This window comes from Flavobacterium anhuiense (assembly GCF_900101855.1).
Taxonomy (GTDB): Bacteria; Bacteroidota; Bacteroidia; order Flavobacteriales; family Flavobacteriaceae; genus Flavobacterium; species Flavobacterium anhuiense.
In genome coordinates, this window is the sequence record NZ_FMVC01000010.1 from 65,798 (window position 1) to 80,773 (window position 14,976).

The following is a 14,976-nucleotide window of genomic DNA, read 5'->3' on the forward strand; positions in this document are numbered from 1 at the left end:
TGTAATTCCCCGAAGCGGTATAAGTGGTGCCATTCACAGGCCATGTATAGCTATCGCAGGCGGTCTCGGTCTGGGTTGAACTTGTAGAATTAATTATCGTTAATGCTAAAGTTTTAGTGTCGCATCCTACTGTATGGGTATAAGTTCCAGATGCGGTATAAGTGGTGCCATTTGCAGGCCATGTGTAAGAATCACATCTAGAAATAGTCTCAGCTGGAGATAAAGTTGAAGGAGTGATTGTTAAGTTTAGAGTTTTAGTATCACATCCGCTAACTGCAGTATAAGTCCCAGACGCTGTATAAGTTGCTCCATTTGCGCTCCATGTGTAAGAATCGCACGCAGCTATTGTTTCAGGTGCAGAAACTGTAGATGGAGTAATAGTTAAATTTAGAGTTTTGGTATCACATCCAACCATAGTTGTGTACGTCCCGGAAGCCGTATAGGTTGTTCCATTTGCACTCCATGTATAAGAATCGCATGCACTTGTTGTTACCGGCGGTGATGCTGTTGAAGGAGTTCCCGTTACAGTTTTTACCAGAACTCTGTCGCTTACGCAATAAGCTGTTTCACAGGCAACGCAATAAGTCGTATTATTTTCTGTAGGTGTTGCAGAAACTGAATTTCCGGTTGCAAAACTTGTTCCTCCGGTCATCGTCTTATACCATGTGGCAGTTGTGCCAAGCGGGCAAGAAGCGTTTAAAGTAACGGCCGTGCTTCCTAAACAGGGAATATTTTGCGTGTCTGGAGTGACTGTTGCGCTTTCCGGTTTAATGGATGTTGTTGTAATATTAGAATTTACGGCTGTAAAATTAGAACCGCTGACGGTTGCCTGATTTGTAACTGAGCAAGTATTTTGCGGTAAAGTGCCTGCAGCATTAATTGTCGCACTAAAAGTAATGACTGTGCTTTTTCCGGCAGCTAAAGCAAATGGTCCGGCAGCAAGCGTTCCATTAGCGGCATTTGCCGCTGTAGTTTTAGCAGATGCTGAATTATTAGCTGTATTTCCATTCAAAGATTCTGCTACAGGAGCAGCTATTTCTTCTGGTGCCGTTTCGTTTTGAATAGCCATTTTTGAAGCGCTTCCATTATCAGGAATAGTGACAGTTCCTGGAATTATAGTTCCAGTACCTCCTTCATCCAGTGCTATTCCTGTTGGAGTATTGGCATTGTTGCTATTCCAGAAAGCTGTTAATGCAGTGCTTCTGTTTCCGCTTCCTGAAACGTATGCCGGATTGCCCTGCAAAATTACCGAACAATTTGGCCCCTGAGAGAGCACGTCAAAATTTCCTGCCGCTAATCCGCTTGCAGAATTAACTATATTTCCGGTAACCTTTGCAGCGCTAATCATTGTGCTGGAAGCATTATCGGCATAGGCCACTACCCCAATGTGAGTGTAGGCATTATTTGCAACGCTAATATTATTATTGGTGATGGAAGCATCAATTCTTCCTGCACTTAATATGGCATTATCATTTGCTTCAGAGAAAATGCCATAATTGGCGGCATTAGTGATTATATTATTGGCTATCTCAGTAATATGTTTGGCATTTCCATAAGCAGCAACACTGATTCCATTGCTGGAAGAAGTTGAGCCTCCTCCATCAATAGTATTATTATTTATGCGTCCTTTTACAGTTCCCGAACCTTGATTTCCGACACTGCATGCGAAAAGGCCATTATAACTTGATTTTAAAGTGTTATTTATAATATTGTAGTTCACAGTTGCGCTGCCGGATGCTTGCAGAGATAAGCCATTGCTTCCAGGACTTGCAGCGGCGGCATTTATAATATTAGCATCTGTAGATGCATTATTTCCTCCAATTTGAACTGTATTGACAGAAGATCCGCTAAAATTCAATGCCAAACCTGTAGTTTTTGAATTAGAAAAATCATTCTTTTTAAAAACTAATGTGTTGTTTGTGGTTCCCTTAGCCTGGAAAATAAAATTGCTGTCCCCGTTTGATTTATTAAAGGAGTTTTTAAATTGACAGCCGGTTACCGTCAAATTAAGCGTAGGATTTTGAGAAAGTTGGCCGTTAAATCCAAAAAAGCCTCTTCCCCAAGAATCATTGACATTTGTGTTCGTGATTGAGCTTGTTCCCTTTAAATTTAACGCAAATATTCCGCCAACATTTGCATTTCCTCCATTTGCACTTCCGCATCCCGTAATTGTACTATTGGACAATACGAAATTATTCACATCATTTAAATTTATCCCAACAGAGTTTGTAGTGCCGGTGATCACAATATTATCTAAATTAACACCTCCAGAGATAGATTTAAAATGCAGTGCTCCATAAGAATTGGTGTTGTCATCTTCAGCGTCAAAAATTACGGTATTAGAATTATTTGCATTAGTGAAATTCATGTTCTTAAGCGTAACATTGGCGCAAGATATAAACTCAACACCTCTGAAAGATATATTTTGCATTGTCCCTCCAGATCCCGCAGCAGATCCTGTTCCTGTAACCAGAAAACTTCCCTGTGAGCCGCTTATTGAAATTCCTTTAGAAACGCCACTGGCAGAAATGCTAGTAAAAATGCAATCTAACACGCCTCCTCCGGCAATATTAACGGCCTGTGCATTTGTTGTGCTAATAGTTGCATTCCTTACTTTTAAAGCCCCAACATTTGAACCAGATAAAGTGCCTGTTAGCGCAACAGCTTGGATATCGTTATTTGCTTTTAAATTGACACCGGCAATAGTCGGATTTGTTCCTCCAGTAGAAGGCAAAACGTTACTATAGGCAGGCACGGCAAGACTTAATATCGAAGTTAGACTTGCAGTTGCCCCCTGTCCAATTACTTTTTGATTATCATTTAAGGTCAAAAGTCCGGTAACTGTGCCCGTGTAGATAAAAATTGGGTATGCCGCGCTTCCAGTAATACTGTTTAAAGTTTTGTAAGGCGAGGCTAAAGTTCCGTTTCCTGGTGCCGCAGCCATACCATTAACAAAAATGATAGGAGTTGTTACGGTAATATTTACCGTCGCAGTTGAGGTTTTGCCATTGGTAGATGTTAGGGTATAAGTAAAACTATCAGATCCTGAATATCCCGCATTTGGATTATAAGTAAAAGAACCGTCTGCATTCAGAACTGCAGTTCCGTTTGTAGCTCCTGTCAATAAAGAAGTTGATAAAGCTGTTCCGTCGGGGCTAACGTCATTTGTCAAAACACCGCCTGCCGCATCCACATTAATTCCAACATTTCCAATACAGGAATAAGAATTATTGTTTGCTATTGGCGTTGCTTTAAAAGAGTTTGGAACTAATGTTAGATTAGAATCTAAAATATCTTGAAAACTCACTCCTAAAGCATCATCTGCACCTGTATTTGTTATAGTTACAGTAAAATCAAGCTGAGAACCAGGCTGAGCGTTTCCGCCTCCATTTACCGCTACCGCATTTGTTACGGTAACTGCTGCAGCTGCCACAGACGTGCTTGCTCCGCCTTTTTCAATTGCAGCCTTTTTGCCTTTATTTTCTTTTTTCCCGTCAATGAAAGTTTTTTCAGCTTCTGCAAAACTTTCAACTATGGGAGCAACAAAATTTTTCTTAATAATAGCATTGTATTTCATTCCAAAACTTAGAAATCCAACTAGTATTATTACAGCTAGGAGTTTGTTATTTTTCATTTTTTTTGCTTTTAATTAGCCTAATTAAGAAAATACTGCTTCATATTTCATTCCCACCTCATCAAAACCTAGCGGTGTAAGAAATAATTCTAAATTGCCTTCTTCAGGGTGTGTAACCGTAAAGATGCCCTGTTCGTAATATTCGTTTTTTTGCTGGGTACGAAAAACAAGAGAAAATGGAGTTCTTTGCAACGGAGAATAACCACTAAATTCAGTCACAGAAATCAGCTCGGCGCCATGCTCAATTCCTTCAGAAAATTTGATCGTGAATACTGCGTTAAGCAGAGCATTAAAGTTATTTGCAGAGAGTAAAGATATATCCATATAATTTTGTTAATCGTTAATATTGGTATTGTAATTCCATTCCATTAAATGGTAAATGCCATTCCATTAAATGGTAAATGCCATTCGTTTCGCTTACTTTTCTAAATCCTAATCTTTTATATAAATTCATTGCAGGGTTAAAAGCTTCAACATGTATCGAGACATTTAAATTATTGCTGCCCGCTTTTTTAAGGATTTCATTTAAAATGGAGCTGCCAATATTTTTGTTTCTCCATTCAGGCAATATTGTAATATCTATAATTCTGACAGGCTCATTTTCAGAAAAATCGATATATAATCTTCCAATCGGAACTTCCTCTTTTTCAATTATATAAAATTTTGCATCTGAAAAATTCTTTTGATAATATTCATGCTGTACTGAAAATTGCTGGTCAATGAAATGTCTTTTTTGTTCATCATTCCAATTAGTTCCTTTGTCCAGTTCTTCTTGACGGGTACTGCCATATATTTCACGGAGAAGAGTTTTATCTCTTTCCTGAATATCTCTAAAGCCAATATCTTTTATTTCTAAATTCAAATCCTCTCAAATTAACTTCTAGATGGATAAATCCCCAGAAGAGCAATACAAAAATTCATTGTCAAATAAGGCATCATATTATTGTGCGGCAATCCTGAGCCAGCTATAGATAAGGTGTTTAAACTCATATTGGCGTTGGTTCCTGTCTGACCGTAAATTCGTATAGGATTTCCGCGGCCTAAACTATTATTAGTTGGAGATGTGGATTGTGAGTTTAAAGTCGCAGCCATTAATGTATGGCTGTGGGATGGAATTTCAGATTCAAGCAGACTGACACTTTCGCTTCCGCTTGTTTCTCCCAGATCATGTAAAGATAATCCCGGTCCTTGTCCTGGATGCATAGGAACACGGCCCCGTAAATCTGGCAGGGCAAAATTGCTTTTCCCATCTCCTCCATACGTGGTTCCAAGCAAAGAGAAAAGCGCTGTATTTTGAGATATAGGCAATATTTGTCCATTGCACATAGCCCATCCTACAGGTGCAAAATTGAACGGGAAAAGACGTATCTCGGCAACAAATTGATCCATAGATATATTGTTTTTATTTTTATTAGAAAAAGAATCACTAATTTTTAAAATTCTAAGGCTGAGAAGGAAACACTCCAAACAATGAAATAATAAAACTGACGCACAGATAAGGCTGAAAATTAGTGTGGGGCTGGCTACCCCCGGTACTTCCAATCGATGACAAATTTAAAGCTGCTGTCGGCGCGGCACTAGAGAACATTTTGCTTCCCGGGGGATTTGTGCTAAATATCGCGTTGGACGGACTTGCAGTATCTGCCAAATCTGCGGTTGCCATTAAACTGTGGGTGTGGGCAGGAATTTGATTGGGGGTTAGCGTAATGCCTTCTGCCCCACCTGTTTCGGCCAATGTATAGGTTGTGCCGCTAGAAGATGTGCCAGAGTGGATGGGAACTCTTCCTCGCAAATCTGGTAAAGCAAAAGTGCTTTCGCCATCACCTCCATAAGTAGTGCCTATCAATTGAAATAATGTTTCATTCTCAGAAATGGAAAGAATCTGCCCTTCACAGAACATCCATCCTGCAGGAGCAAAGTTTCCTCCAAACATTCTGATTTCCCCAACGTAAGGTTGCGCCATATCTTTACTTTTTAAAGTTAATATTAATTTGGAGAAGGAAAAGCGCCTTGTAAGGCAATGCAAAAATTCAAGGTAAGGAATGGTTGCATATTTAAATGGGGCTGGTTTCCGCCGACACTGGTAAGAGAACCCGAGTTCATCGAAGTAAAATTTTGGCTCTGGCCGCTATAAACTAAATTAGGAGCGGTATTAGCCAAAAAATTTGAAGAACTGGGGATATTGGTACTTGCCGCATCTGTTTTCGCCTGCAGTACATGGGTGTGCTCAGGCATCTCTGATAGGCTTAAAGTATGAGCTTCTTCTCCGCCTTTTTCTCCTATTGTATGCCCATTTCCAAAATGAATGGGAGTCCTTCCTCTTAAATTTGGCAAAGCAAATGTTGTTTGTCCATTGCCACCATACATTGTTCCCAGTAGAGAAAACAAAGCTTGATTTTGGTTTATAGGCAAAAACTGCCCATTACATAAAGTCCAGCCTGTCGGAGCAAAGTTAAAAGACACGATACGTATTTCTCCTAAATAAGGTGTTGCCATAATTTTGACTATTTATTAAGTTATTCAAAACAATTATATTAGGCCACAAAAGAATCGGCCACAAAATTATGCTTTGAAATTATTTTCTTTTGGTATACAATAGAATTGCCTTCTTTTATAATAATTTTTGTCACGGTGTGCTCCTGCGCTAAATTAGTATGAAGAGAAATGCTGCCTTTTCTGGTATCATATCCATAAGGATTTAATTTTTGCGTAGGCGCAGGAAATAAATAATGGGATAAATTAACCTCATTTCGATATATATCTAAATCACGCATTGCTACAGTAATAGCCTCCAAATCAAATCCGGATAAAGATCTTAGAGATTTCCAGCTTCCATCTGAATCTTTTCCAAAGCATAGCAAAACATCATCCACTTTTCCAGTCGCCTCAGTTTGCAGATGCATGGGGAACATTTTTAAAAGTCCGTCAGAAGAACTGAAACAATAATTTCCTGAGGAGGCGTATCCTATTTTTTCCCAATTTAAAACAGATTTTTTATAACAATCTGCAAGAGATTGATCTAAAAGGAAAGCGTCAAAAAAAGTTATTTTTGAGAATGCGGCTAGAATATTTTCTTCATCATTTTCCGGAATCGAAAAATTTTCTAAAGTGCTTTTAGCTGCCAGAGAGCCACAAAAAAGAGTTGCTGCGCCAACAAATCCAACATTTTTAATAAAATTTCTTCGTGCTAAATTGATCATAATTCGCTGCTTTTCTGTTAAAATTCACAGTAAAAGTAGCAAAAGGAAATATTAAATGATAATTTTTTGTTAATTAACACAATAAAAACCGTAAAAATACGTTAAAAATCTCTTTTTTTAAAGAAAACACTTATAAGGATCGACATGCAAAGATAATTGAACTAGACAAGTCCCGCTTTGGATCCACAATATCGCAAAAATCAAGTCTTTCACTACAATTTTTCCTTTAAAAGAGAAACAAATCGCATCTTAATGAAATGAGTAAAAAATAGGACGAATCAATCATTTCAACAATAAAATCCATTAATTAACATCTGTATGACTACAACACTTGATTAGGATTTTTTTTTGCTCTATTTTCAGAATAAAAAGAAACTGTAAATCTTATTAAATAATTTCAGTTATTTTTTGTTTTACAGAATTAAATTATCAAAATACTCCCCCATTCTCCATAAGATTTTTAGGGCCTGCTAAAAGTGTATTTATTTCTGTTACAAAAGCAACTCTTTTTTTAATATTGTAGTATTTTTATATACTTTTGAACAATATCCACATTTAACTATTATAGCAACCATAACAATATAAAACTGTTAAAATCCATAGCACTAACAATCAAAACCTAGCAAAAAAATATGAATTTCACAAAATCAAATCACCACACTTTAGCAAACCTGCATCAAAAGTCACGATCTCAATTTCTACATTAGAATCTGCAATCCTGCTTACCCAAAAACAAATCAGACAACAAATGCATTTTATTTCTATTTCTGAAAAAATGGAATAGAACCATCATGCCTATTTTTCAAAAAACCACAGCCAATTAATGAGACAAACTATTCTAGTATTATGTTGCTTTCTTTCTTTATCAAATATTTTACAGGCACAAACATCAGGCACAGTTAAAGGATATGCAATAGATACCATAAATAATTCTCCTTTATCCAAAGCATCAGTCTCTTTATTAAGAGCGCAGGATTCCATTTTAATAAAATTTACCCGAGCTAAAGAAAATGGTTATTTTGAGTTGAATAATATTAAAACTGGCAAATTTATTTTGTTGGTTTCTTATCCCAAATATGCTGATTTTGTAGATCAATTTTCTATTGATTCCACAAAGCTAATCAAAGATTACGGTAAAATTAATTTGACTGATAAAGGAAGATTACTATCCGAGATAATTATAAAAGGCAATAGAGCTGCCATGAAAATCAAAGGAGATACGTTAGAATTTGATCCAAAAGCATTTAAAATAGAACCTAATGCAAAAGTAGAAGATCTGATAAAACAATTCCCAGGAATACAAATTGATAAAGATGGAAAAATTACCGCTCAAGGTGAAACGGTAACCAAAGTTTTGGTTGATGGTGAAGAATTTTTTGGTGATGATCCCACTTTAGTTACAAAAAATCTACGTGCGGACATGGTTGATAAAGTACAGTTGTACGACAAAAAAAGTGATCAGGCCGCTTTTACGGGAATTGATGATGGCCAGAAAACCAAGACACTGAATGTTAAACTTAAAGAAGATAAAAAAAATGGTCATTTCGGGAAATTAGAACTCGGAGGAGGAACCGACAATTTTTACAAAGGGCAAGCTATGTTTAATAAGTTTTGGGATAAGAAAAAATTAGCGGCTTATGGCATTTTAGGCAACACAGGACAAGTAGGACTAGGATGGGGAGATAAAGATAAATATGGACAAAGCAGTTATCAAGTAACTGATGACGGCGGTATTTATTTTTCAAACAATGGAAATGATGAATTTGACAGCTGGGATGGACAATTCAATGGTGAAGGAATTCCTGTAACTCAAACTGGCGGAATACATTTTGACAATAGATGGAATAAAGACAAAGAATCTATCAATGTAAATTATAAAATTGGCGATATCAAACTTTCAGGAAACCGCAATGATATTAACCAGCAAAATTTAAGTTCTAGCAGTATTTATAATACTTCAGACAAGAGTTTTGAGAAAAACATGACTAAAAATAAACTTGATCTTGCTTATGAAATTAAAATTGATACAACTTTAACTTTAAAATTAAATGTAGATGGGTTGTTTAAAAACAGTAATTCAAGTGAAGCAGAAATGCGAAAAGGTACTGACGAACAAGGTAACCAATTGAATAATTTGAAACAGACAACTACAAACGATGTTGATGATAAAATATTTAATATAAATACTTTGTTAACCAAAAGACTTAAAAAAGCAGGACGAACTTTATCTCTTAATTTAAGCCAATCAAGTTCAGATAGCAAAAGTGATGGTTATTTAAATTCTAGAGCTGAATTTTTTACACCATCCCTAATTAGTCCAGATAGCACCAAAGTAGTCGATCAAAACAAGGTCAATAATATTAGAAATACAGCCTTTAAATCGAATTTAATCTATACCGAACCGTTATCCAAGAGTTTTACTGTAATTCTTAATTATGGATTCAACATTAGTAACGGAAAAGCTGATCGCAAATCTTTTAATCAATCTCCAAATGGCGATTATAATGTTTTGGATTCCATCTTCAGTAATAATTATGAATTAGACCAAACGATAAACCAGCTTGGAGCTATTTTTAATTACAAAAAAAATAAAACTGTTTTTTCTTTTGGATCTAAATTTAGTGGTGTAAACTTTAAGCAATATGATGTTTATAGAGATAGTTCTTTTAATCGAAAATTTATCAACTACATGCCTCAGATAAACTATCAATATAATTTTAAACAGAGAGAATCACTGCGTTTGTCGTATAACGGAAACAGTGAGCAGCCAACATTAGAACAAATACAACCGATACCAAATAATCAAAACCCATTAAATACGATTTTGGGTAATCCAAATTTAGATCCTTCTTTTAAAAATAGTTTTAGAGGTAGTTATTATTCGTATAAAGTACTTAGCAATCAATATTTTTCGGTTAATGGATCGTATAATTTTACGCTAAATCCAATAATAAATAATGTGGTTACAAATGATAGAGGACAAAGCATTTCTCAATTTGTAAACCTAAAAAACAAAGCGACAACAAATTATTATTTGAATACTAATTTTGGCAAAACAATCAAAGCCATAGACATGAATGCAGGAATTGGTTTAAGCGCTAACAAAAATGTAAATTACAATTACATCAATACAAAACTGAATCAAACTAAAAATTCGACTTATTCCTTTAATTTAAACTTATCAAAGTATAAAGAAAAAAAATATAATTTTAATACTAGCTTCGGACCTACTTACAATGTTGCAGAAGCAAGCATAAATGAAAATAGTGATAGTAATGGTTGGGGGTTTAATGGAAATTTCTGGGGCAGTATACAGTTGCCTTTCAAACTAGAAATCAGTACAGATGGTAATTATCAATATAATGGAAAAACACAAGTTATTCAGGAAAGTTTTGAACGTTTTATTTGGAATGCATCTGTCACCAAAAAATTCTTAAAATCAGATAATTTAAGAGTTTCTATAACGGGAAGAGATCTTTTGAACCAAAATGTAGGATTTAATCGTTCTGCATTCAATGGAAATATCAACCAAAGCACTTATACGACTATCCAAAGATACTTTATGTTCTCCGTAAGCTGGGATTTTAGCAAAATGGGCGGAGGAGAAATTAAACAAAACTAAAACCATGAAAACAATAATAAATCACATCTTAATTTTAATAATTATATTGACATGCTGCAATACTTTTGCACAAAACGACCACTTTGTACAAAATGGCATAATCGAATTTGAGAAAAAATCGAATATGTATGCTTTGATTGCAAAAAAAATAAAAGGAGAAACTGATAGTTATTATCAACTTGCTTTTGAAAGTTATAAAAAAAACAATCCCCAATTTAAAACTACAAAAAGCATTCTCAGTTTTTCAAAAAATAAGAGTTTATACAAATGGGATGAAACAAACCAATCAGCAAGCAATAGTTGGATTTCTGATGATGCAATGGCCAATTTAAAAAATGTTATAGCCACAGATCTAGATACAAAAACCAGTATCACACAAAAAAACGTTTACGATAATTTATATTTAGTTAAAGACAGTTTACGCAAAATTGACTGGAAAATTACCGATGAAACCAGAGAAATTGCGGGTTATGAATGCCGCAGAGCAAATGCAATAATTATCGATTCTGTCTATGTTGTTGCCTATTACACAATTCAAATTCCATTCTCAGGCGGCCCTGAATCTTTTACAGGCTTACCCGGAACGATTTTAGGTCTAGCTCTTCCACATGAAAATATTACATGGTTTGCCACAAAAGTTACTGAAATTCCAGTGCTCGAGAAAGATTTGGCTCCTCCAACAAAAGGTAAGCCCACTGACAATAAAGAACTAAACAAAACACTTTTGGAAGCTTTAAAAAATTGGGGAAAATGGGCTAGAAAAACATTGCTGGCCTACTCCTTGTAACAAGTTCTCAAAGACTTATTTTTACACAAAACTATCTAATCGCTTCTAAGATTTCCAAAATATACAAATGGCCTAGCAATAGTATAGCAGAATCGATGAGCAAAGATTCAAGACATAAATAAAAGTGAAATAAGGGGTTCAAATTTAAAAGTTAAAATTCTGCTTCCCACAAAAATCCTAATCTTTGATTAGGATTTTTTTTTGCTCTAAACATAGAAATAAAAAAAACTGCGAATCTAATGACCTACAGTTTTTTACATAAAATTAATCATCTAAGTATAAACCCATTCTTCATCGGATCTTTTGGGTCTATTAAAAATGTATTTATTCCTGTTACAAAAGCTGTTCCTTCAACTTGCGGAATTACAGCTTTGAAAGAACCAAATTTTTCTTCTTTCACAAGCGATCCGATAAAGGTACTTCCCGTTATGCTTTCTATGGTGATAAATTGATTCGTATCTATTGCATTTCTTGCTTTTTCAATTGCTATTCTTCCAGAAACACCCGAACCTGTTGGCGAACGATCTACTTCCCCATCGGCAAAAACACAAACATTTCGGCTGTGATTATCTATATCCATTGGCTCATCGATAAAAATAGTTCCGTATAAAAAGCTCAAATCCTCCTCAAACGGATGCTGAATATCTTTATCTTGACTCATTACAGCATGCTTTATATCTACTCCAGCTTGAATAATCGCTCTGTAGTTTTCTTCCGTTAATCCAAAATTCAAATGTGTATTTTTTCTCAGATCGACATACGCGTAAAAAGCACCGCCATAAGCCAAATCATAAACTACATTGCCAATGCCCGGCACATTTACAATACGATCTAAACTTACTACAAAACTAGGCACACAATGAAACTTTACTCCTGTTACTTCGCCATTTACCATATTGGCATACGAAATAATGCGACCGCAAGGAGCATCTATCTTCAATTCATTTTCACCTTCTTTCACATTGATCCAGTTCATTTTTGCAGCCAGCGTGCTTATCGCAATAATAGCATGACCGCACATACTGCTATAACCTTCGTTATGCATAAAAAGAATACCAAAATCAGCGTCTTCATCATTTGGCGGAAGCAAGATACAGCCATACATATCAGCATGACCACGAGGTTCAAACATCAATGCTGTTCTTAAATAATCATAATTTTCTTTTATATCTCTTCGGTATTCTAAAACAGTATTTCCTTTCAGTTCTGGAAAACCTGAAACAATTACACGTAAGGGCTCACCGCCTGTGTGCATATCAATGGTTTTTATCTGTAATACCGATGGATCGGATTTATAATCTGTATTATTACAAATATTTTGGTAGATGTTAGGCATTTTGTTGTGTTTTTAAATATACTCTTCATAAAAATATCCCGCTGCAACAAGGTCTTCCAACGCATGTCCAACAGATTTAAAATAGGTAATTTCATCATATGATGTTCTTCCCTGTTTTGCATTGCTGCACAGTTCAAATAAATCTGCTTTTATGTTTTCTTTGGTGATAATTCCATTTGTGAGCGGAATCAAGATATCGCCACTTTCCTTTAGTCCGCCCTGATAAGTATCTAGGAATAAGCTTGATTTTAAAACTGTTTCATCGTCTGCTTCTCGCATATCTTTTTTATATGCCCCAACAAGATCTACGTGTTGTCCTGCTCTCAGCCATTTTCCTAAAACAAGTGGGACAGGCGATAAAGTCGCTGCTGAAATAATATCAACTTTAGAAATGACTTCTACTATGGTCGAAACTGGTTTGCAGATAAGTGAAGAATTTTTAAGTGCATCGCAAACCAATTGTGCTTTTTCGAACGTTCTTCCCCAAACATAAACTTCTTTTATTGGTCTAACACTTGCATGCGCCTGAATTAAATTAACAGCCAATGCTCCAGTGCCAATCATCAGCATAGAAGAAGCATCTTTTCGTGAAAGATAACTGCTTGCTAACGCAGATGTTGCCGCAGTACGTTTGCCTGTCAGTGATTTTGCATCAAGAATTGCCTTTATATTTCCTTTGTGCCCATCCAAATAAATATAAGTTCCTTGAATTGAAGGCAAATCATATTTTCCATTATTGGGACTTACTGTAACTATTTTTACACCTAAATCTTTACCTGCTTGAAAGGCAGGCATCAGCAGTAATGTTGAATCTTTGCTTTCTTCTGGATTAGAATAATCATGATGATGACGCATGGGCACCTTGATATCTGAGGTCGAAAATCCTGCCCGAAGTCTTTCTATGAGTTCTTTAAAATTGCATTTTTCTTCAATGAAATGATCTGAAATAAATTGTATTGGCTCCATGTATTTTGTTGAAATTTCACTAAAAATAAAAGATTATTTCACCATAATACTATTTCATCAGCAATCGGATAACATACACTAATTTAGGGTTAATATAGTACAAATTACCTCATTAACATTGTGCACTAAATTGGAAATCGATAACTGGAGATTGGATAAAAAAGAATTATTTCACCAAATGGCTAAATGGAGTTGGGTCTGCTAATCATTATTTTTTTATGATGATTAGCAGACCCAACTCAATATTTAGACTATTTATTTAAATAATTTAGAAGCAAACTGATGTAGGCATCTTCTCCAAGTGAGCCATTCGTGAGCAGTCTCTGGCGATTCATAATAATCATATTTAATTCCCTGCTGTTCTAACATGGTACGAAAAGCGCCAATTGATTTAGGAAACGGAGCAGGTTCTTTTGTTCCTAATCCAAGCCAGAAAAGTTTAATTTGCTTATTTAAGGCATTTCCGTCTTTATACTTTCCATTTAAAAACGTAGAAGCATCAATGGCATCAGAATTTGGATAATTTGCTGTACCGCTAAATCCTCCATAATACGCAAAAGTATCCAAATGATTCATCATAATTCTCATGGTCTGATTGGCTCCCATTGAAAGCCCTGCAATAGCCCGGTTTTCACGTTTTGGAATTGTACGGAATTTAGCATCAATCATAGGGATAACTTCCGTAATAAGCACGTCTTCAAAAACAGATTCCTTAGGATTTTTATCTGAGGAATTACTTTCTTGAGCTTTATAAGCATATCCGTTATCCATTACAATTATCATTGGAACTGCTTTTTTTGAAGCAATTAAATTGTCTAAAATCAAGTTAGCTTTGCCTTGTGCAGACCAGCCTGTTTCATCTTCAAAACTTCCATGCTGAAGATAAAGTACTGGATAACGCATTTTGGTATTTTCGTTATAACTTTCTGGAGTATAAACAAAACAGCGTCTAAAAGAATTGGTCAGTTTAGAGAAATAAATATTTTCACTTACCAAGCCATGAGGCACATTTTTTAAGGCAAAAAAGTCCTGATCTGATGAGGGAATTTCTATACCGCTTCCTAGTCTTCCTGCACCATAAAAATATAAACTTCCAGGATCAGGAACCGAAGCTCCATCAATATTTAACTGATAATAATGAAATCCTTCATCTTGCGGATTTGACTCTCCTGTCCACACGCCCTTATCATCTTTTCGCATATCATATTTTACACCGCCAATATCCAGCTGTACTTTGCTTGCATTTGGTGCCGAAATACTGGCGCGAACACGTCGCTGCGAATTAACCTTAGGAAATATTCTTTCTGGCTGATTCACTGCTGAAGGTTTAAAATCTTCAGTTATAATCTGCTCAGATTGAGCGTTCACAGACTGAAAATACAAACTAAAAATTGCAATCACTGCGTTAATAGATAGTCTCATACTTATTAG

At 35.6% G+C, this 14,976-nt stretch carries 12 protein-coding genes; 2 read left to right on the top strand and 10 right to left on the bottom strand.

Annotated elements, in window-relative coordinates; translation table 11 throughout:
• The 7 genes from BLP44_RS21800 to BLP44_RS21830 all read right to left on the bottom strand — a co-directional run.
• A partial coding sequence (locus BLP44_RS21800) for an Ig-like domain-containing protein (RefSeq protein WP_091136251.1) occupies nt 1–3,634 on the bottom strand: 3,634 nt, incomplete at its 3' end.
• Nucleotides 3,635–3,658: 24 nt separating this feature from the next.
• The gene (locus tag BLP44_RS21805) at nt 3,659–3,958 is read right to left on the bottom strand and encodes a DUF6916 family protein (RefSeq protein ID WP_066034178.1); all 300 of its coding nucleotides are present in this window, start codon (nt 3,956–3,958) and stop codon (nt 3,659–3,661) included.
• A 16-nt stretch (nt 3,959–3,974) separates the two neighbouring features.
• On the bottom strand, nt 3,975–4,496 hold the full coding sequence (locus BLP44_RS21810; protein ID WP_091136254.1) for a GNAT family N-acetyltransferase: 522 nt from the start codon (nt 4,494–4,496) through the stop codon (nt 3,975–3,977).
• An 11-nt stretch (nt 4,497–4,507) separates the two neighbouring features.
• Nucleotides 4,508–5,023: a phage tail protein gene (locus BLP44_RS21815; protein ID WP_066034176.1), complete on the bottom strand. Its 516-nt coding sequence runs from the start codon at nt 5,021–5,023 to the stop codon at nt 4,508–4,510.
• Between the two features lie 52 nt (nt 5,024–5,075).
• Nucleotides 5,076–5,597 (bottom strand): phage tail protein, encoded by a 522-nt coding sequence (locus BLP44_RS21820; RefSeq protein ID WP_066034175.1) that lies wholly within the window; start codon nt 5,595–5,597, stop codon nt 5,076–5,078.
• Between the two features lie 23 nt (nt 5,598–5,620).
• Nucleotides 5,621–6,130: a phage tail protein gene (locus BLP44_RS21825; protein WP_091136257.1), complete on the bottom strand. Its 510-nt coding sequence runs from the start codon at nt 6,128–6,130 to the stop codon at nt 5,621–5,623.
• A 38-nt stretch (nt 6,131–6,168) separates the two neighbouring features.
• Entirely contained in the window at nt 6,169–6,834 is a 666-nt protein-coding gene (locus BLP44_RS21830; protein ID WP_091136261.1) for a hypothetical protein, read from the bottom strand.
• 823 nt (nt 6,835–7,657) lie between these two features.
• Here BLP44_RS21830 and BLP44_RS21835 point away from each other — a divergent pair.
• Both BLP44_RS21835 and BLP44_RS21840 read left to right on the top strand, forming a co-directional pair.
• Nucleotides 7,658–10,456 (top strand): outer membrane beta-barrel protein, encoded by a 2,799-nt coding sequence (locus BLP44_RS21835; RefSeq protein WP_091136264.1) that lies wholly within the window; start codon nt 7,658–7,660, stop codon nt 10,454–10,456.
• A 4-nt stretch (nt 10,457–10,460) separates the two neighbouring features.
• Entirely contained in the window at nt 10,461–11,243 is a 783-nt protein-coding gene (locus BLP44_RS21840; protein ID WP_091136268.1) for a GLPGLI family protein, read from the top strand.
• Between the two features lie 268 nt (nt 11,244–11,511).
• On the opposite strand, the gene BLP44_RS21845 is transcribed toward BLP44_RS21840, so the two are convergent.
• The 3 genes from BLP44_RS21845 to BLP44_RS21855 form a co-directional block, all read right to left on the bottom strand.
• The gene (locus BLP44_RS21845; RefSeq protein WP_091136272.1) at nt 11,512–12,579 is read right to left on the bottom strand and encodes a proline racemase family protein; all 1,068 of its coding nucleotides are present in this window, start codon (nt 12,577–12,579) and stop codon (nt 11,512–11,514) included.
• A 12-nt stretch (nt 12,580–12,591) separates the two neighbouring features.
• On the bottom strand, nt 12,592–13,545 hold the full coding sequence (lhpI, locus tag BLP44_RS21850; protein WP_091136277.1) for a bifunctional Delta(1)-pyrroline-2-carboxylate/Delta(1)-piperideine-2-carboxylate reductase: 954 nt from the start codon (nt 13,543–13,545) through the stop codon (nt 12,592–12,594).
• A gap of 255 nt (nt 13,546–13,800) precedes the next feature.
• Complete coding sequence (locus BLP44_RS21855) at nt 13,801–14,967, bottom strand: alpha/beta hydrolase-fold protein (RefSeq protein ID WP_091136281.1); 1,167 nt, start codon at nt 14,965–14,967, stop codon at nt 13,801–13,803.
• Nucleotides 14,968–14,976: the final 9 nt, after the last annotated feature.